Source organism: Variovorax endophyticus (genome assembly GCF_025376855.1).
Classification (GTDB): Bacteria; Pseudomonadota; Gammaproteobacteria; order Burkholderiales; family Burkholderiaceae_C; genus Variovorax.
The window spans coordinates 1-17,698 of sequence record NZ_JAHUTH010000006.1 but is presented as its reverse complement, the minus strand read 5'-3'; the positions used below and the strand labels follow the sequence as shown (position 1 = coordinate 17,698).

The following is a 17,698-nucleotide window of genomic DNA, read 5'->3' as shown; positions in this document are numbered from 1 at the left end:
GCATCAGGGCTTGACGCTCATCCACTTGAAATACATGAAGTTGTCGGCCAGCTGCACCAGCTCGACCTTCTTGCTCACGCCCCAGGCCAGCGACTGCTGGTGCAGCGGCAGCGTGCCGACGTCGTCCGCATGGATCTTGAAGGCTTCCTTGATCAGCTCGTTGCGCTTGGTCTTGTCGCTCTCGGACTGGATCTTCTTCGTGACCTCGTCGAGCTTCGGATTGCAGTAGGCGCCCAGGTTGAACTGGCCCGTGCCCTTGTCGTCGGGGCAGGAGGTCAGCGAGCTCAGCGCGTTGTGCGAGTCGTAGGTGGTCGGGGTCCAGCCCAGCATGTAGAAGCTGGTGTCGCGGCGCAGGATCTTCGGGAAGTAGGTGCCCTTGGTCTCGGCCACGAGGTTGATCTTGACGCCGATCTTCGCGAGGTTGGCGGCCACGCTCTGGCAGATCTGGCCGTCGTTGACGTAGCGGTCGTTCGGGCAGTTGAGCGAGACCTCGAAGCCGTTCGGATAGCCGGCCTCGGTCAGCAGCTTCTTGGCGGCCTCGACGTCGAAGGGCAGGCGCTTGTCCTGCTCGGCGGTCCAGCCGTTGATGCCGGGGCCGACCAGCAGGCCCGTGGGCCGCGAGGCGCCGCGCATCACGGTGCGCTGGATGCCGGCGATGTCGATGGCCTGGTAGAAGGCCTGGCGAACGCGCTTGTCCTTGAACGGGTTCTTGCCCTTGATGTTCGAGTACTGCAGCTCGTCGCGCTTCTGGTCCATGCCCAGGAAGATGGTGCGCAGCTCGGGGCCGGTGATCACGCGAGCGTTGGGCGCGGCGTTGATGCGCGCGATGTCCTGCACGGGCACCGGCTCCATCACGTCGACTTCGCCCGAGACCAGAGCGGCCACGCGGGTGGCGGGGTTGGCGATCGGCGTGAAGACGATCTCCTGCGCGTTGCCGTCGATCTTGCCCCAGTAGGTGCCGTTGCGCGTGAACACCGTGCGCACGTTCGGCTGGCGCTCGCGCACGCGGAACGGGCCGGTGCCGTTGGCCTTGAACGAGGCCGTGTTCTCGATGCCCTTGCGGCGGTCGACCGGCTTGGTGGCCTGGTTCTCCTCGCACCATTTCTTGCTCATGATCATCGTCAGCGAGATCACGTCGGGCAGGATCGGGAACGGGCCGTTGGTCTCGATCTCGACGGCGAGCTCGCCGACCTTGCGCACGGCCTTGATCTCGCTGAGCGTGGCCTTCATGTCGGAGCCGTCGCCCTGCGCGCGCGCGAAGCTGAACACCACGTCGTCGGCGGTGAACGGCGTGCCGTCGTGGAACACCACGCCCTTGCGCAGCTCGAAGCGCCAGACGTCGGGCGAGGTCTGTTTCCAGCTGGTGGCCAGGAGCGGCGCGAGGCTCAGGTCCTTGTTGCGGCCCACGAGGGTTTCGTAGACGTTCGCCGTCACGCTGAGCTGCAGCGATTCGTTGAGCGAGTGCGGATCGAGCGACAGCGCGTCGCCCTGGTTGGCGATGCGGATGGTCTGCGCGCCGGCGACCATGCTGACGGCGCCCAGGGCGCACACGACCGCGGCCGCGGCCACATTTCTTCTGAGACTCATGGGAAACACTCCTCGGGTTGGGATCAAAACAATCAAGGCGCCGCGGTGGCGGCAGCTCTCTCCGGCTGCCCGCCGCGGGTCGCGGCGAGCGGCATGCCCCGCTCGATCAGCCCCGCGTGCAACGCGGCGCCGAGCGGCAGGATCTCGTCATTGAAGTCGTAGCGGCTGTTGTGCAGGAAGGCGCCGCGGCGCGCGTCCTGGCCCAGGCGCAGGTAGGCACCGGCCTTCTTCTGCAGCATGAACGAGAAGTCCTCGGCGCCCATGCTGGGCTCGAGGCTGCGGTCGACATTGGAGGCGCCGACCAGCGACTCGGCCACGTCGGCCGCGAACATGGCCTCGGGCGCGGTGTTGATGGTGGCCGGGTAGATGCGTTCGTACTTCAGCGTGGCGGTGGCGCCGAAGCCCGCGGCCACGGACTTGCAGAGCTCGCCGAGCCGCTGCTCGACCTGCGCCTGCACGCGCGCGCTGAAGGTTCGCACGGTGCCCACGAGGGTGGCCTCGCCCGGCACCACGCTGAAGGCGCCGAGGTCGCCCGCCTGCATCGCGCAGATGCTGATCACGGCCGCGTCGATGGGCCGCACGTTGCGCGAGACGATGGTCTGCACCGCGGTGATCAGATGCGCCGCCACGGCCACGGGATCGACCGTGAGGTAGGCATGCGCGCCATGGCCGCCCTTGCCCTTGATCTCGATCGTGATGCGGTCGGCCGCGGCCATCATCGCGCCGCGGTTGATGCCGACCGTGCCGGCCGGCATCGCGGGCCAGTTGTGCATGGCATAGACCGACTGCACCGGGAAGCGGTCGAACAGGCCGTCCTCGATCATCACGCGCGCGCCGGCGTAGCCTTCCTCGCCAGGCTGGAAGATCAGCACCGCGGTGCCGTCGAAGTTGCGCGTCTCGGCGAGGTAGCGCGCGGCGCCCACGAGCATCGCCGTGTGGCCGTCGTGGCCGCAGCCGTGCATCAGGCCCTCGGTGCACGAGCGCCAGCCGAAGTCGTTGTCCTCGCGCATCGGCAGTGCGTCCATGTCGGCGCGCAGGCCGATCATGCGGCCGCTCGCGGTGGAGCGGCCGCGGATCACCCCGACCACGCCGGTCTTGCCGATGCCGTCGTGGATCTCGTCGACGCCGCAGGCGCGCAGCGCCTCGCGCACGCGGCCCGAGGTGTAGACCTCCTCGAAGCCCAGTTCGGGATGCGCGTGCAGGTCGCGCCGGAAGGCCTCGATCTCGGGATAGAAGCTCGCGATGTGGGCGAAGGCGCGGCCGTTGGCCTGCAGGCGCGGAGTGGCCGCGGTGGGGGTGGCGCTCATGTCAATGTCCTCCCGCCTTGCCGATGCGCAGCCGTGGATCGACCACGAAATACAGCAGGTCCACGATGAGGTTGATGGTGACGAAGATCAGCGCGATCAGGCACAGGTAGGCGGCCATCACTGGGATGTCGGCGAAGGTCACGGCCTGGATGAACAGCAGGCCCATGCCCGGCCACTGGAACACCGACTCGGTGATGATCGCGAAGGCGATGAGGCCGCCGAGCTGCAGGCCGGTGATGGTCATCACGGGCACCAGCGTGTTCTTGAGCGCATGGCCGAAGTGGATGGCGCGGTTCGAGAGGCCGCGTGCGCGCGCGAACTTGATGTAGTCGGTGCGCAGCACCTCGAGCATCTCGGCGCGCACCAGCCGCATGATCAGCGTGAGCTGGAAGATCGCGAGCGTCACCGCGGGCAGCACGATGTGCATCCAGCCGTCGGGCTTGAGCAGGCCGGTGGACCACCAGCCGATCTGCACCGTGTCGCCGCGGCCGAAGCTCGGGAACCAGCCGAGCGTGACGGCGAAGACCAGGATCAGCAAGATGCCGATCAGGAAGGTGGGCAGCGACACGCCGAGCAGCGAGACGGTCATGAAGACCTGGCTCATGAAGGTGCCGCGGCGCAGCGCGGTGTACACGCCCATCGGTATGCCGATCAGCAGCGCGAGCAAGGCCGCGACCAGCGCGAGCTCGAGCGTGGCCGGGAAGCGCTCGCCGATCAGGCGCGAGACCTTCGCGCCCTGGCGCAGGCTCAGGCCGAATTCGCCCTGCGCGGCGTTCACCAGGAAATGCCAGAACTGCACGAAGAAGGGCCGGTCGAGCCCCAGCGCGGAGCGCATCTCGCGGATCTGCTCGGGTCGGGCGTCCTGGCCCAGCAGGAACACGACCGGATCGCCCACGTATTGGAAGAGAAGGAAGGCGATGAACGCGACCGCGACCATCACGATCACGGCCTGGATCAGGCGACGCAGTACGAAGGCAATCATTCAGTTCTGAAAATGAGCAGGCATGCTAGCAGTGCAAACTGCGTGCCCGCACGGGGGTTCCCCCGGGGTGCACGCGCTTGGTGCGTGTGCTCTTTCGAGAGCGGCGCGAGGGTACCTCGACGGACCCGATGCCAACAGAATGCCCATGAAAAAAAGCCGCTCGACTTGCGTCGAGCGGCTTCTTGATCTTTCGATTCGAAGCTGGCTTGCGCCAGCATCAAATTAGAAAGCGTGACGGATACCGAAGTCGTAGCCCGTAGCGCTCTTCGGAGCGTACGTGTAGCCCGTCAGGGTGCCGTAGCCCGGCGAACCGCCGGTCGTGATGCCCATCACGCCAGGGTTGTTCTGGCCGTCCTTGATGGAGATGCGCGACAGCGTAGCGTACAGAGCCGTACGCTTCGACAGGTTGTGCACATAGCCCACAGCGAACTGGCTGGCGCGGCTGCTGCCGTTGTTGTAGAAGTTGAACGGCACGATGGCCGAGTCAGGCTTGTACTTCACTTGCGAGTACGAAGCGCGGATCAGGCCGGGGCCGACGGGGATCGTCGCACCGATCAGAGCGCCGTTGTACTTGTTCGACACGCCTTGCGTCAGAACGTACGGGATGCCCAGCAGGGAAACCGTCGAGCTCAGGTTGTACGCGTCCTTGACTTGCGAGATTTCACCGAACAGCTTGACGGGACCGAAGTCGTACGAAGCGCCCAGGTTGAAGGTCTTCAGACGATCCTTGCCAGCGACGGTCAGGTCGGTCAGGCTGTCCTTGGTGTCGATGCCGTAGGCAGCAGCGACGTCCAGGGGACCGTTCGCGTAGCCGAAGCGACCACCGATGTAGCGACCCTTCTTGCTCGGGCTGCCCAGGACTTCGTCCGACTTGACGTTCTCATGCAGAGCGTACTGGAACTGGCCGTAGAAACCGCCCAGGTTCGGGGGCAGGAAGTAGGCGATGGCGTTGCTGGTACGGACATAGCTGTCCGACGGGCTAACACCGACCGGCGTGCCGCCGTGCGTCGAAGCCAGGTTCACGTTGGTGCGGAAGATCGCGCTCGAACCGACACCGTTGGTGCCGAAGGGGTCGAACACGGTGTCGTTCCAGAACGTGGCGGTGTAGTCACGACCCAGACGGATTTCACCGAAACCACCCGACAGGCTCACGGTCGAGCGGCGAGCGAAGTTGGAGATACCACCCTTGCCGTCGTCGTTCGTGATCGGGGCTTCGAGCCAGAAGCTGGCTGCCAGGCCACCACCGAGGTCTTCCGTACCACGGAAGCCGATGCGGCTGGAGTTGTAGCCCGAGTTCGACAGAGCGGTCTGGCTGCGCTTGAGCGAGCCCGGCACCGTGAACGGAACCGCGAACGGGTTCGTGTAGTACAGATTGCTCTTGGTCGAATAGCCGCTGACTGCAGCGTCAACCACGCCGAACAGCGTCACGGACGATTGCGCCGAGGCAACACCGGCAACAGCCAGGGCAGCCAGAGCAACTAGAGATTTTTTCATTGCAAGTTTCTCCAAGGTTAAACATAGGGCTCCGGCGCGAAGGGCTCACCGTGACTGGCACTTCTGTGCTCCCACCGGACCCCGGGCCAACCTCCTTTTGGGAAGTTGTCGCTATTGCACCAGAGCCGCTGCGGCAGGGCAAAACAATTCGGCCGAAATCTCCTACCCTCCCCGCGTTTCGTTGCAGTGATGCAACAAAGGACTTAGGGCCTTTCCATCTCATAATGTGAAACAAACTTGCCGGAATTGGTGCTTTGGCAAGTTGCGTTCCAATCCCTTCATGACGACTTCGCTCGACCCCCTGCTGACCGCCGCCGATTCCGCGCTGCGGACGCTGTTCGCCCGTCCGCATGCCACCCGCGCGAGCCCCGTCCCCGCCCAGCCCGGCGGGGAATTGAGCGACACGGAGCGGCGCGAGGCCGGCGCGCTGATGCGCGTCAACCATGTCGGGGAAGTGTGCGCGCAGGCGCTCTACACGGCGCAGGCGGCCGTGGCGCGCGATCCCCTGCTGCGCGCGCAACTGCTCGAGGCAGCGCACGAGGAAACGGACCACCTGGCCTGGACGCGCGAGCGCCTGGACGCGCTCGGCGCACGCCCCTCGATGCTCAATCCACTCTGGTACGCGGGTGCTTTCGGGCTTGGCCTGGTCGCCGGGCGGCTCGGCGATCCGCTGAGCCTGGGCTTCGTGGCGGAAACCGAGCGCCAGGTCGAGGCCCACCTGGACAGCCACCTGGACCGGCTCCCCCCCGCGGACAGCGCTTCGCGCGCGGTGGTCGAACAGATGAAGGCCGACGAGGCCCGGCACGCCGACAACGCCGTGGCCGCGGGCGCCGCCGAGCTGCCGCCGCCCGCCAAGTCCCTGATGCGCGTCGCCTCACGGGTGATGACGACCGTGGCGCACCGGATCTGACCCCCGGGAGGATCAGGCTTCGATCAGGTCGAAGCTGGTCGTGATCTCCGCGGTCTTGGCCAGCATGATGCTGGCGGAACAGTAGGTCTCATGGCTGAGAGCGATCGCTCGCTCCACTGCGGAGGCCGGAATTCCCTTGCCGGCCACGGTGAAATGCATGTGGATCTTGGTGAACACCTTGGGATCCTTCTCGGCCCGCTCGCTGGTCAGCTTGACGCTGCAGCGCTCCACCTGGTGGCGGCCGCGCTTGAGGATCAGCACCACGTCGTAGGCCGTGCAACCGCCGGTGCCGGCCAGCACCGTCTCCATGGGACGCGCCGCCAGGTTCTGGCCGCCGTTCTCGGGCTTGGCCGCATCGGGCGCCCCGTCCATCATCAGGACGTGGCCGCTGCCCGTCTCGGCCACGAAGCCCATCGACGAACGCGCGCCCGCATTGCCGGTCCAACTTACAGTGCATTCCATCTTTTTTTGAACTCCGGTTCCGGATGTCTGGCAAAAATCACGCCCGGCATCGTTATCTGTGTGGGAAAAGCGTCACTCGCTTGTTGCATCGCAACAAACAACCGATATACTTTATTTCATTGCGCACCCCGGTGCGTGCAAGTTGTCTCCTCCACCCTTCCAATTGGTGGATTTAGCCCCGAGCCGCAAGGCCCGGGGCTTTTTTCTTGGGCGCCGCGCCCACTCTAGCCATCCGCTCCGAAGGGCAGTTGCTCTGGCTGCCCTGGCTGTTGCCGGTGTTGCCTCGGCCCAGTCTTCCGTCACGTTGTTCGGTGTGGTCGATGCCGCAGTCAGCAACTACTCGACGAAGAGCACCTACTACAGCCCGCTCGCGAACCCCTTCCTGGTGGCACCCGTCGGCGTGAAGCAAAGCCAGACCGCGCTCTCGCGTTCGGGCTACAACTCCAGCCGCCTCGGCTTCCGCGGCACCGAGGACCTAGGCGGCGGCCTGGCCGCCAGCTTCTGGCTCGAGGCCCCCATCAGCAACGACGACGGCTCCAAGGGCGTCGCCGACTTCAGCCGCCGCTCGACCGTGAGCCTGTCGGGTGGTTTCGGTGAAGTCCGCCTCGGTCGCGACTACACCTCGACCTTCTGGAACGACACCGTGTTCGATCCGTTCGGCACCAATGGCGTCGGCACCAACCTCATCGCCACGATCAACAGCAACCTGTCGACCTCGTCCGGCCCCGGCTCCGCCGTGGACAAGACCGACAACTACTACCGCGCCAGCAACAGCATCGGATACTTCCTGCCTCCGAACCTGGGCGGTTTCTACGGCCAGATCCAGTACGCGCTGCACGAGAACGTGAAGTCGAGCGGCCTGCCCGAAAGCCCGTCGACCAAGGGTCGCTACGTCGGCGGCCGCTTCGGCTACGCCAACGGCCCGATCGACGTGGCTGCCGCCTACGGGCAAAGCACCGCCGCCGACAGCGTGACCATCAACAACCTGTCGCTCATCACCGGCTCGCAGGATCGCAAGATCAGCACTTTCAACCTCGGCGCTTCGTACGACTTCGGTCCGGTCAAGCTCTTCGGCGAGGTGTCCCGCGTGAAGGACAAGAACGAAACGGGCGCGAGCTCGAGCTTCGTGAACCCCCTCACGCTGCAGTCGGTCCCCTACTTCGCCACCAGCTCGCAGAGCGACAAGTACAACGGCTACCTGCTGGGCGTGACGGTGCCGGTCGGCCCCGGCCTGATCCGCGCTTCGTACTCGACGGTCAAGTTCAAGAACGGCGCGCCGCTCAGCGTCGCGGAAGCGCTCTTCGGCGGCAACCGCGATGCCTCGGCGAACAAGTTCGCGATCGGCTACGTGCATAACCTGTCGAAGCGCACCGCGCTGTACGCCACGGTGGCTCGCATCCGCATCAAGGACGGCCAGAACAACCCCGGCGTGATGGGCGCGACCACGGGCGGCACCCCCGCTTACCTGGACGCCGCGAAGAACCTCGGCTGGGCTCCGCGCACGGCCACCGGTTACGACATCGGCATCCGCCACGCGTTCTAAGCCGATCTGAAAGAAGCCGATTCCGATGCTGGCTCCCGCCAGATCGAATCCTTCTCATCCCAAGCCGCCCGGTTCGCGCCGGGCGGCTTTTTGGTCGTCCGTGTCGAGCGTTCTGTCGACGCTCTTTCCGAATCCGCCTCTTCCGCGCCTGCGGCGCCGGCCTCAAGCCTCGAGGACCGACGGGTTCATCGCAGCCCTCTCACACCGTGCGTCCCCGACGGCTTTGCAACAGCCCCACATTCATTTCCCCATTGAGCACCGACGCATAGAAGCGCTCGACCATGTTGACACTCGTTCTTGCATTGCGCGCCAAGGTCAGCATGTCGATGCCCTGCCCATAGAGCAAACGCAACGTGATGGCGGTATGGCGCAGGCAGTAGAGCGTGCGGTCCTGCCCCAGCGGCCCCTTCTCGATGCCCTCGACCTCGAGCACCCAGTGAAAGAGGAAGTTGAGAACCGCGAGCGCGTGCTCGCGGTTCTTGAGCTGCGGCAGGAAGATGTAGTCGTCCGCGCCATCGAAGCCGTGTCGCGCGCGGTGCGCGACGAGGCGTTCGTAGACACGCACCGCGGGCTGCAGGCTCACGATGGGCTGGCTGTGGCGCTTCGTCTCCGGCAGGTTCATGCGCAGGTAGACATGCTTCGCGCGCACCACCTCGATGTGCTTGTGCTTCATGAGCTTGATGTCGCTCGGCCGCACGAAGGTGTTGACCATCCAGCGGATCAGCCACGGCATCTCGTCGGGCATCACCAGCAGTTCGCGCGCGATCCAGAAGCGCTCGCCGGGCGCGAGTGCATCGAGCACGGGATGCGATCGGCCGCGCAACCTGCGCGCCGCGGCGATCAGTGCGCGGTACTCGGCCACGCTGAAGCTTCCGCGCGGCCGGCTGCGCACCTTCACCTTCGGAAACAGCGGCGCTTCGCGCAACACACCGATGTGCACGCCATGCATCACGACCTTGCGCAGCAGCACGAGGTACTGCGCGATCGTCGTGCTCGTGAAGCCCTCGTCGCCGAGCCGATCGATGAGCCGCTGCGCATCGCGAGTGCCGAACGCCTGCGCGGGCAAATCCCCCAGCAGCGGAAGGACATGCGCACGCAATCTGTTGCCCATCACCTGCCAGGTGGCGCGTCCTATCTCCCCACGTTGAACGCGCGCGGCCTCCGCGTGCATCAACTTTTCGGAAAGATCACTGACAGAAATTGATAACAGATTCTGTCCGTCTTTGAACTTTTCGGCGGCCGGTGGGACTGCGGGATAGGTGCGTCCAAAAAAACCGGAATCATTGGCGGCAGGCGCGTTGGGAAAGAGAGTTATGACATTTGTGTCCATGTCATCTCCCGTATGCAATCCCGATGCCTCTTATCATTCGTTGTTAACAAAATTCTCCCCAGGAACAATCGTGCGCCATGCACCCTCGTCGGCACTGACACCTGCTGACTATCTCCGAAAAATTCTCAACGCCCGCGTGTACGACGTGGCGGTCGAATCGGCCCTCGAAAAAGCGCGCGCGCTGAGCGAGCGAATCGGCAACACGGTGCTGCTCAAGCGCGAGGACCAGCAGCCCGTCTTCAGCTTCAAATTGCGCGGTGCCTACAACAAGATGGCGCACCTGAGCGCCGAGCAACTCGCCAACGGCGTGATCTGCGCATCGGCCGGCAACCATGCGCAAGGCGTGGCCCTCGGCGCGCGCAAGCTCGGCGCGCGCGCGGTGGTGGTGATGCCGGTGACGACGCCCAAGCTCAAGATCGATGCGGTGCGCGGCTTCGGCGGCGAGGTCGTGCTGCATGGCGACAGCTATTCCGACGCCTACACGCGCGCGCTCGAACTGCAGGCCGAACAGAAGCTGACCTTCGTGCACCCCTTCGACGATCCCGAGGTGATCGCGGGCCAGGGCACGATCGCGATGGAGATCCTGCGGCAGCACCAGGGCCGGCTCGATGCGGTCTTCGTCGCGATCGGCGGCGGCGGCCTGATCTCGGGCGTGGCCAACTACATCAAGGCCGTGCGTCCCGAGATCAAGGTGATCGGCGTGCAGATGAACGACTCCGACGCGATGATGCGATCGGTCGCGGCGCGCCAGCGCGTGACCTTGTCCGACGTGGGCCTGTTCGCCGACGGCACCGCCGTCAAGCTCGTGGGCGAGGAAACCTTCCGCGTCGCGAGCGACCTGGTGGACGACTACGTCTCGGTCGACACCGACGCGGTCTGCGCCGCGATCAAGGACGTGTTCGTCGACACGCGCAGCATCGTCGAGCCCTCGGGCGCGCTGGCGGTGGCGGCGATCAAGCAGTACGCGGCGCAGCATGGCCGCCATGGCGAGACCTACGCGGCGATCCTCAGCGGCGCGAACATGAACTTCGACCGCCTGCGCTTCGTGGCCGAACGCGCGGAAGTCGGCGAGGAGCGCGAAGCGCTGTTCGCGGTCACGATCCCCGAGGAGCGCGGCAGCTTCCGGCGCCTGTGCGAGCTGGTCGGCCAGATGCCGATCGGCGACGCCGACACGAACGCGGCCACTCCGGGCGGCGGCTTGCGCAACGTGACCGAGTTCAACTACCGCATCAGCGACGCGGCCCAGGCCCATGTCTTCGTCGGCCTCACGACCTCGACGCGCGGCGAGTCGGCGGTCATCGCCAGGGCCTTCGGCGAGAACGGCTTCGACGCGCTCGATCTCACGCACGACGAACTCGCCAAAGAACACCTGCGCCACCTCGTCGGCGGGCGCACCGGCCTCGCGCACGACGAGCGCCTGCTGCGCTTCATCTTCCCCGAGCGTCCCGGCGCGCTGCTCAAGTTCCTGAGCCTGATGCGTCCGAACTGGAACATCAGCCTGTTCCACTATCGCAACCAGGGTGCGGATTACGGCCGCATCCTGGTCGGCCTGCAGGTGCCCGCCGGCGACGGCGAAGCATTCGACGCTTTCCTCGAAACCCTGGGTTATCCCTACGTGGAAGAAACCGCGAACCCCGCGTACCGCCTGTTCCTCCAGGCCTGAAAGAAGAAAACCGGCGCGCTGCCGGTTTTTTTCTTTCCGCCCAACGCGGCGCTACTGCGCGGTCGCCCCGCCCTGCCCGGGCTGCGGCATTGCCGCCCCGTCCGGCTGCGGCTGCGGCTGCAGCGCGGCGGCGGCAGGCGCCATCGCGGGCATGGTCGCAGGCAGTACGCCAGGATTCGGAGGCGCCTGCATCACGGGTGCCGAACCGATCGGCGGCGGCACGCTCACGTTGATCGGCGCCTTCACCGGCAGCTGCAAGGTGAACGCGGCCGGCGCATCCATCCGCGTGCCCAGCGTCGCCGAGCGCAGTCCGACCGACTGCAGCACGTAGCCCTCGCCGACACGCGAGCCCACGCGGAAGGGCCGCGGCGGCTTGCCGTCGATGGCGATCAGCGCCGCGCCCTGGCTCGAGGGGTCGGCCACCACGCCCGCGAGCGCGAAGCGGCTGGCCGCCTCGGGCGCCACCGGCGCGTTGCTCGAGGCCGGCAGCACGCCGAAGATCCGCGCCACCGCGTCGTTGTCGGCCGCCGCGGCGGGCCGTCCGGCGGCAGCGGCCGCGGCGACGGTCTGCACCGGCGACGCCAGCCGCAGACCCCAGAACACGGCCGCACCGGCCGCGAGCGCCCACAGGCCCGTGGTTGCGAGGGGCGCATGCCAGCGCGCGGCGGTATAGGGACTTGTCATGGCCGCGGATTATCATGCAGCGCGCTTTCCGAACCATGTCACCGAAATCCATGACCAAACTCCTTCGCGCCGCCACCCGTTCCGCCCAGCGCGGCTTCACGCTGATCGAGCTGATGGTGGTGCTCGTCATCATCGGCGTGCTGGCCGCGCTGATCGTGCCGAACGTGATCGAGCGGGCCGATGACGCCCGCGTGACGGCCGCCAAGACCGACATCAACAACCTGATGCAGGCGCTCAAGCTCTACCGCCTCGACAACCAGCGCTATCCCACGGCCGAACAGGGCCTGCAGGCGCTGCTGGTGCGCCCGACCACCGGCCCGGCGGCCCCCAACTGGAAGCCTTACGTCGAAAAGCTCCCGAACGACCCCTGGGGTCATCCCTACCAGTACATGAACCCAGGCATCAAGGGCGAAATCGACGTGCTCTCGCTCGGCGCCGATGGACAGGCCGGCGGCGAGGGCAAGAATGCCGACATCGGCAGCTGGCAATAGACGCCGCGCCGGCCGCCGGGCCGCGGGCTTCACGCTGATCGAACTGATCGTGGTGATCGCGGTGATCGCGATCGCCACGGCCGGCGTGAGCTTCGCGATGCGCGACAGCGGCCAGGCCCGGCTCGACCGCGAGGCCGACCGCCTCGCCGCGCTGCTCGAATCGGCCCGCGCCCAGTCGCGCGCCAGCGGCATCGCGGTGCGCTGGCGCCTGGTCGAGGGCGGCAGCTTCGTGTTCGACGGCCTGCCGCCCGGCACGCTGCCCAACGGCTGGGCCTCGCAGGGCATGACGGCGCAGGCCTTCTTCGCCAACGGCATTCCGGTCGCGGCGCTGCTGCTCGGCCCCGATCCGATCATCGCGCCCCAGCAGGTGCTGCTGTCCTCCGACGGCCCGCCCGCGCGCACCTTGCGCATCGCGACCGACGGCCTGCGCCCCTTCTCGGTCAGCAATCCATGAGGCAGCGCGCCCCCCGCGCCGCGGCCGCCGCGCGGCGCCGCCGCGGCTTCACGCTGATCGAGGTGCTGATCGCGCTCGGCATCGTCGCGCTCGCGCTGGCCGCGGGCTCCGAGGCGACGATGGCGCTCACGCGCAACGCGCAGCGCCAGTCCGACCTGCTGCTGGCCGACCTGTGCGCCGAGAACGAACTGGCCAAGGCCCGGCTCGCGCGCCAGATGCCGGGGGTGGGCATCTCGGGCTCCATCTGCGCCCAGGCCGGCGCGAGCTTCAACGTGACGACCACCGTGTCCCCCACGCTGAATCCCAATTTCAACCGCGTCGACGTGCAGGTGCGCGACGCGGTCGATGCGCCGATCCTGCGCCTGTCGACGGTGGTGGGGCGCTACTGATGAACCGCAGGCCTGCCCGCACAACCCGCGCCCGCGGCTTCACGCTGATCGAGCTGCTGGTCGCGATCGCGGTGATGGCGCTGCTCGCGCTGGTCAGCTGGCGTGGGCTCGACGGCATGTCGCGCGCCACCTCGCAGAACCAGCTGCGCGCCGACGCGGTGCTCACGCTGCAGACCACGCTGGCGCAATGGAGCACCGACCTCGACGCGGTGGTCGCGCTCGCGCAGACGCGGCCGATCGACTGGGACGGCCGCGTGCTGCGCCTCACGCGCAGCGGCGGCGACGCCGCCAACCCCGGCGTGCTGGTGGTGGCCTGGACGCTGCGCGCCGGCCCCGACGGCGTGCGCTGGCGCCGCTGGCAGTCGCCGCCCTTCAGCACCCGTGGCGCCTGGCAGCAGGCCTGGGCCCAGGCCGCCGCGTGGGCGCAGGAAAACGCCGGTGCGCAGGGCAGCTACGGCGGCCCCAACGGCTTCAGCGACACGGTGCTGATCCCGGTGCAGAGCTGGCAGCTCTACTACTTCCGCAACGACGTCTGGGTGCCCGCGAGCGAACTGCAGGCCACGCCGGCCAATCCGCAGGCACCGACCGGCTCGATCGTCAGCATGCCCGACGGCGTTCGGCTGGTGCTCACCCTGCCGCCGGGCGACGGCCTCTCGGGCACGCTCACGCGCGACTGGGTGCGGCCCACCGTGGGATCGCAACGCTCATGACGCCACGCCACCACCAACGCCATCGGCAGGCCGGCGCCGCGCTGCTGGCCGCGATGCTCACCGTGACGCTGGTCGCCACCTTCGCCGCCGCCGCGCTGTGGCAGCAGTGGCGCGCGTCCGAGGTCGAATCGGCCGAGCGCGCGCGCGTGCAGGCGGCCTGGGTGCTGGTCGGCGCGCTCGACTGGTCGCGCCTGATCCTGCGCGAGGACGGCCGCGCCGGCGGCCCCGACCACCTGGCCGAGCCCTGGGCCGTGCCGCTCGAGGAAGCGCGGCTCACCAGCTTCCTGGCGGCCGACAAGAACGTCTCGAGCGACCAGCTCGAGGGCCTGCCCGATGCCTTCCTCTCGGGCCGCATCGTCGATGCGCAGTCCAAGCTCAACGTGCTGACGCTGGTGAATGCGGGCAAGCCGGTGCCAGCGGCGGTCGCCGCCTTCACCAAGCTGTTCGGATTGCTGAACCTGCCGGGCGCCGAACTCAACGCGATGGTCGCCTCGCTGACGCGCACCCTGAACACCACCACCGATGCCTCGGCCGGCGCACCGGCCGACGACGGCGCCAGCGCGCCGCTGATGCCGCAGGAGGTGTCGCAGCTCGTGTGGCTCGGCCTCTCGCCTGCGACCGCGGCCGCGCTCGAGCCCTACGTCACGGTGCTGCCGATCCGCACGCCGATCAACCTCAACACGGCGTCCGCCGAAGTCATTGCCGCCAGCCTGCCCTCGCTCACCATCGCCAACGCGCGCCAGCTGGTGGAACGACGCACGCGCACGTACTTCAAGACCTTCGCGGACGCCAATGCCGGCCTGCCCGCCGACGGCGGCCTGTTCAACGCCGAGCAGCACGGCGTCGCCACGCAGTTCTTCGAGGTCTACGGCCGCCTGCGCATCGACCGCACCTGGGTCGACGAGCGTTCGCTGCTGCAACGCGATGGCGTCACCGTCAAGACCTTGTGGCGTACGCGCGGCACCGGCGCCACCTACACCTCGGTCAAACCCTGAGGCCCGTTACATTTTTCCGAGCATAAACGCCTTCCAACGCCCGTCACATCTGTCAGGTACGCTATGAAAAACGTAGTGCGCCTTTGTAAGACGCCCACCTACAATCACCGGCTTTTCCCCACACCCCCATGACCCCGCTGCTGCTCATCGCTCCCCTGCCTCCGGCCGACGCCGCGGGCGAGTACGACTGGGCCCAGGCCGGCGACGACGGCATCGTGCTGCGCGACCATGGCCGCGCACTGCTCGCGCTGCTGCCCTCGGGCAGCGAGGTCACGCTCGGCGTGCCGTCGACCGCGCTCTCGTGGCACCGCGTCACGCTGCCCAAGGGCAGCATGGGCAGCGCCTCCAAGCTGCGCGCCGTGCTCGATGGCCTGCTCGAGGAACACCTGCTCGACGACCCCGAGGCGCTGCACTTCGCCCTCGAGCCCGAGGCGCGCGCCGGCGATCCGGTGTGGGTCGCGGCCTGCAACCGCATCTGGCTGCGCTCGGTGGTGCAGGCGCTCGAGGCCAGCGGCCGGCGCGTCACCCGCATCGTTCCCGAGTTCGCGCCGCAGCCGGCCGACGGCCCGCCGCAGTTGCTGATCACCGGCGAGCCCGAAGCCCCGCAGCTCACGGTCTGCGACGCCGATGGCGTGGTCTCGCTGCCGCTCGCGGGCGCCGGCCTCGCGCTCTCGGCCGGCCTGCCGGCCGACACCGCCGTGATCTCGGCCGAGCCGGCCGTGGCCGCGGCGGCCGAACGGCTGCTCGAGCAGCGCGTGCCGATCGTGCAGGCGCCGCAGCGCTGGCTGCAGGCCGCGCGCTCGCGCTGGGAGCTCGCGCAGTTCGACCTCGCGGTCACGGGCCGCGCGCGCGCCGGCAAGAAATTCGCCTCCGTGGTCCAGACCCTGCGCTACGCGCCCGAATGGCGCGCCGCGCGCTGGGGCGCGGTGGTGCTGGTGCTGGTGCAGCTCGTCGGCCTCAACGCCTGGGCCTGGAAGGAGCGCAGCGCGCTCGAGGCCAAACGCGAAGCCGTCAAGGGCGTGCTCACGCAGACCTTCCCCGCCGTCAAGCTGGTGGTCGACGCGCCGGTGCAGATGCAGCGCGAAGTCGCCGCGCTGCAGCTCGCCGTGGGCGACGTGACCAGCGGCGACTTCGAACCCATGCTCGGCGCGCTCGCCGGCAATCTTCCGCCGGGCCGCGTGCCGAGCGCCATCGACTATGTGGCCGGCCAGTTGCGTCTGCGCGGCCTCGGGCTGCAGCCCTCCGAGGTTTCGCAGCTCACGTCCGCGATGGCGCCGCGCGGCTACGGCGTGCGCACCGAGGGCGATCTGCTGCTGGTACAGGCCGAGGCCACCCGATGAAATTCACCGAAGAACTCAAGGCCCGCTGGGCCGTCCTCGCGATGCGCGAGCGCCGCATGGTGATCGCCGCCGTCTCGCTGGTGGCGCTGGCCCTGCTGTGGTGGATCGCGCTCGCGCCCGCGCTGCGCACCCTCTGGGCCGCGCCGGCCGAGCACGCGAAGCTCGACGCGCAGCTGCAGCAGATGGCCACCCTGCAGAACCGCGCCAAGGCGCTGCAGTCGCAACCGCGGCTGGCGCGCGACGACGCGCTGCGCGCGCTCGAGACCTCGGTGCGCCAGGGCATCGGCGCCAGCGGCCAGCTGATGACCGGTGGCGGCGGCTCCGGCGACGTCGCCACCGTCACGCTGCGTCCCACCGCCGCCGACGCGCTCGCGCAATGGCTCGCGCAGGCGCGCGGCAATGCCCATGCGGTGCCGCGCGAGGCGCATCTCACGCGCGCCGTCGCCGCCACGCCGACCCCGCCCACCGGCCCGGCGCAGGCCGCCGCGCGCGACAAGACGCCCGAGCCGCCGCAGATCCGCTGGGAGGGCACCCTCGTCATGACGCTGCCGGCCGCGCGATGAGCCGCCCCCTCCACCGGTGCCCCCGTCCATGCTGACGCGCGCCCCGCTGTCTTCCCCCAAGCCGCGCCGCGGCTGGCGCTGGGCCGTGCTCGGCATCGTCGTCGGCGCGCTGGTCGCGCTGGTGCTGTTCGCGCCCGCGCGCTGGCTCGCGGCCGGCCTCTCGAGCTGGAGCGACGGCCGGCTGCTGCTGGTCAATCCGCGCGGCACGGTCTGGAACGGCGCCGCGGCCGTGGTGTTCGCGAGCGGCGCGGGCGGCGGCGAAGCCGTCTCGCTGCCCGGCACGCTCAACTGGCGCCTGCGGCCGGGCTGGGGCGGCGTATCCGCCTCGCTCGACCTGCCCTGCTGCGCCGCCCAGCCGCTCGAACTGCGCGCCGGCCCGCGCGCCGGCGGCGTGCAGATCGACTGGGGCGACGGCCGCTCGCGCTGGCCCGCCACCATGCTCAGCGGCCTCGGCGCGCCCTGGAACACGCTCAAGCTCGAAGGCACGCTCGACCTCTCGACGCGCGCCTTCTCGCTGCGCACCGACGGCCCGGTGCTGCGCATCGCGGGCCAGGCCACGCTCGACGCGACCGACGTTTCCTCCAGCCTCTCGACCCTGCGGCCGATGGGCAGCTACCGCCTCGCGCTCGAGGGCGGCAACCGCCCCTCGCTGCTGCTGAGCACGCGCCAGGGCAGCCTCGAGCTCAACGGCAGCGGCAGCTGGAACGGCACCGCATTCCGCTTCAACGGCGAGGCCAGTGCCGCGCCGGGCAGCGAAGACGCTCTCTCCAACTTGTTGAACATCATCGGGCGGC

18 protein-coding genes are annotated in these 17,698 nt (G+C 68.3%); 11 read left to right on the top strand and 7 right to left on the bottom strand.

The window, feature by feature from the left end; translation table 11 throughout:
- Positions 1-3: 3 nt before the first annotated feature.
- From KV106_RS09455 to KV106_RS09440, 4 genes are all read right to left on the bottom strand, one after another.
- The gene (locus tag KV106_RS09455; RefSeq protein ID WP_261209644.1) at positions 4-1,587 is read right to left on the bottom strand and encodes an ABC transporter substrate-binding protein; all 1,584 of its coding nucleotides are present in this window, start codon (positions 1,585-1,587) and stop codon (positions 4-6) included.
- Between the two features lie 32 nt (positions 1,588-1,619).
- The gene (locus KV106_RS09450; protein ID WP_057594097.1) at positions 1,620-2,894 is read right to left on the bottom strand and encodes a M20 aminoacylase family protein; all 1,275 of its coding nucleotides are present in this window, start codon (positions 2,892-2,894) and stop codon (positions 1,620-1,622) included.
- A gap of 1 nt (position 2,895) precedes the next feature.
- Positions 2,896-3,876 (bottom strand): ABC transporter permease, encoded by a 981-nt coding sequence (locus KV106_RS09445; protein ID WP_261209635.1) that lies wholly within the window; start codon positions 3,874-3,876, stop codon positions 2,896-2,898.
- Between the two features lie 222 nt (positions 3,877-4,098).
- Positions 4,099-5,370 carry a porin gene (locus KV106_RS09440; RefSeq protein ID WP_261209633.1) on the bottom strand — a complete coding sequence of 424 codons (1,272 nt, stop codon included), beginning with the start codon at positions 5,368-5,370 and terminating at the stop codon, positions 4,099-4,101.
- A 280-nt stretch (positions 5,371-5,650) separates the two neighbouring features.
- Between KV106_RS09440 and coq7 the strand changes: the two genes are divergently transcribed.
- A complete protein-coding gene (gene coq7 / locus KV106_RS09435; RefSeq protein WP_261209622.1) occupies positions 5,651-6,280 on the top strand; it encodes a 2-polyprenyl-3-methyl-6-methoxy-1,4-benzoquinone monooxygenase in 630 nt (209 codons plus the stop codon).
- Positions 6,281-6,292: 12 nt separating this feature from the next.
- Here coq7 and KV106_RS09430 read toward each other — a convergent pair whose 3' ends face one another.
- A complete protein-coding gene (locus KV106_RS09430) occupies positions 6,293-6,742 on the bottom strand; it encodes an OsmC family protein (RefSeq protein WP_057594099.1) in 450 nt (149 codons plus the stop codon).
- A 253-nt stretch (positions 6,743-6,995) separates the two neighbouring features.
- On the opposite strand from KV106_RS09430, the gene KV106_RS09425 reads away from it, so the two are divergent.
- Positions 6,996-8,285 carry a porin gene (locus tag KV106_RS09425; protein ID WP_261210123.1) on the top strand — a complete coding sequence of 430 codons (1,290 nt, stop codon included), beginning with the start codon at positions 6,996-6,998 and terminating at the stop codon, positions 8,283-8,285.
- Positions 8,286-8,484: 199 nt separating this feature from the next.
- On the opposite strand, the gene KV106_RS09420 is transcribed toward KV106_RS09425, so the two are convergent.
- Positions 8,485-9,615 carry a hypothetical protein gene (locus tag KV106_RS09420; protein WP_057594102.1) on the bottom strand — a complete coding sequence of 377 codons (1,131 nt, stop codon included), beginning with the start codon at positions 9,613-9,615 and terminating at the stop codon, positions 8,485-8,487.
- Positions 9,616-9,685: 70 nt separating this feature from the next.
- Between KV106_RS09420 and ilvA the strand changes: the two genes are divergently transcribed.
- Entirely contained in the window at positions 9,686-11,278 is a 1,593-nt protein-coding gene (gene ilvA, locus KV106_RS09415) for a threonine ammonia-lyase, biosynthetic (protein ID WP_261209598.1), read from the top strand.
- Between the two features lie 51 nt (positions 11,279-11,329).
- Here the strand turns inward: ilvA and KV106_RS09410 are convergent, their stop codons facing one another.
- Positions 11,330-11,962: a type II secretion system protein N gene (locus KV106_RS09410; RefSeq protein WP_261209597.1), complete on the bottom strand. Its 633-nt coding sequence runs from the start codon at positions 11,960-11,962 to the stop codon at positions 11,330-11,332.
- A gap of 50 nt (positions 11,963-12,012) precedes the next feature.
- On the opposite strand from KV106_RS09410, the gene gspG reads away from it, so the two are divergent.
- The 8 genes from gspG to gspN all read left to right on the top strand — a co-directional run.
- A complete protein-coding gene (gene gspG / locus KV106_RS09405; protein ID WP_057594104.1) occupies positions 12,013-12,453 on the top strand; it encodes a type II secretion system major pseudopilin GspG in 441 nt (146 codons plus the stop codon).
- A complete protein-coding gene (locus tag KV106_RS09400) occupies positions 12,428-12,907 on the top strand; it encodes a prepilin-type N-terminal cleavage/methylation domain-containing protein (protein WP_057594105.1) in 480 nt (159 codons plus the stop codon). The genes gspG and KV106_RS09400 overlap by 26 nt, the downstream gene beginning before the upstream one ends.
- Positions 12,904-13,296, top strand: coding sequence for a type II secretion system minor pseudopilin GspI (gspI, locus tag KV106_RS09395; protein ID WP_057594106.1), 393 nt, complete (start codon positions 12,904-12,906; stop codon positions 13,294-13,296). Before KV106_RS09400 ends, gspI begins: the two co-directional genes overlap by 4 nt.
- Positions 13,296-14,006, top strand: coding sequence for a PulJ/GspJ family protein (locus tag KV106_RS09390; RefSeq protein ID WP_261209592.1), 711 nt, complete (start codon positions 13,296-13,298; stop codon positions 14,004-14,006). The genes gspI and KV106_RS09390 overlap by 1 nt, the downstream gene beginning before the upstream one ends.
- Complete coding sequence (gspK, locus tag KV106_RS09385; RefSeq protein WP_057594108.1) at positions 14,003-15,001, top strand: type II secretion system minor pseudopilin GspK; 999 nt, start codon at positions 14,003-14,005, stop codon at positions 14,999-15,001. Before KV106_RS09390 ends, gspK begins: the two co-directional genes overlap by 4 nt.
- Before the next feature lie 128 nt (positions 15,002-15,129).
- A complete protein-coding gene (gene gspL / locus KV106_RS09380; RefSeq protein ID WP_057594109.1) occupies positions 15,130-16,341 on the top strand; it encodes a type II secretion system protein GspL in 1,212 nt (403 codons plus the stop codon).
- Complete coding sequence (gspM, locus tag KV106_RS09375) at positions 16,338-16,904, top strand: type II secretion system protein GspM (RefSeq protein WP_057598076.1); 567 nt, start codon at positions 16,338-16,340, stop codon at positions 16,902-16,904. The genes gspL and gspM overlap by 4 nt, the downstream gene beginning before the upstream one ends.
- 28 nt (positions 16,905-16,932) lie before the next feature.
- On the top strand, positions 16,933-17,698 hold a 766-nt coding region (gene gspN / locus KV106_RS09370; protein WP_261209578.1), incomplete at its 3' end, for a type II secretion system protein N.

Bases quoted from the DNA above. Each gene is read 5' to 3' on its own strand.
- KV106_RS09450 (WP_057594097.1), bottom strand. From the start codon at position 2,894: ATGAGCGCCACCCCCACCGCGGCCACTCCGCGCCTGCAGGCCAACGGC.
- KV106_RS09430 (WP_057594099.1), bottom strand. From the start codon at position 6,742: ATGGAATGCACTGTAAGTTGGACCGGCAATGCGGGCGCGCGTTCGTCG.
- gspL (WP_057594109.1), top strand. From the start codon at position 15,130: ATGACCCCGCTGCTGCTCATCGCTCCCCTGCCTCCGGCCGACGCCGCG.
- KV106_RS09420 (WP_057594102.1), bottom strand. From the start codon at position 9,615: ATGGACACAAATGTCATAACTCTCTTTCCCAACGCGCCTGCCGCCAAT.
- KV106_RS09400 (WP_057594105.1), top strand. From the start codon at position 12,428: ATGCCGACATCGGCAGCTGGCAATAGACGCCGCGCCGGCCGCCGGGCC.
- KV106_RS09410 (WP_261209597.1), bottom strand. From the start codon at position 11,962: ATGACAAGTCCCTATACCGCCGCGCGCTGGCATGCGCCCCTCGCAACC.
- KV106_RS09445 (WP_261209635.1), bottom strand. From the start codon at position 3,876: ATGATTGCCTTCGTACTGCGTCGCCTGATCCAGGCCGTGATCGTGATG.
- gspM (WP_057598076.1), top strand. From the start codon at position 16,338: ATGAAATTCACCGAAGAACTCAAGGCCCGCTGGGCCGTCCTCGCGATG.
- gspG (WP_057594104.1), top strand. From the start codon at position 12,013: ATGACCAAACTCCTTCGCGCCGCCACCCGTTCCGCCCAGCGCGGCTTC.
- gspK (WP_057594108.1), top strand. From the start codon at position 14,003: ATGACGCCACGCCACCACCAACGCCATCGGCAGGCCGGCGCCGCGCTG.
- coq7 (WP_261209622.1), top strand. From the start codon at position 5,651: ATGACGACTTCGCTCGACCCCCTGCTGACCGCCGCCGATTCCGCGCTG.
- KV106_RS09455 (WP_261209644.1), bottom strand. From the start codon at position 1,587: ATGAGTCTCAGAAGAAATGTGGCCGCGGCCGCGGTCGTGTGCGCCCTG.
- KV106_RS09440 (WP_261209633.1), bottom strand. From the start codon at position 5,370: ATGAAAAAATCTCTAGTTGCTCTGGCTGCCCTGGCTGTTGCCGGTGTT.
- gspI (WP_057594106.1), top strand. From the start codon at position 12,904: ATGAGGCAGCGCGCCCCCCGCGCCGCGGCCGCCGCGCGGCGCCGCCGC.
- KV106_RS09390 (WP_261209592.1), top strand. From the start codon at position 13,296: ATGAACCGCAGGCCTGCCCGCACAACCCGCGCCCGCGGCTTCACGCTG.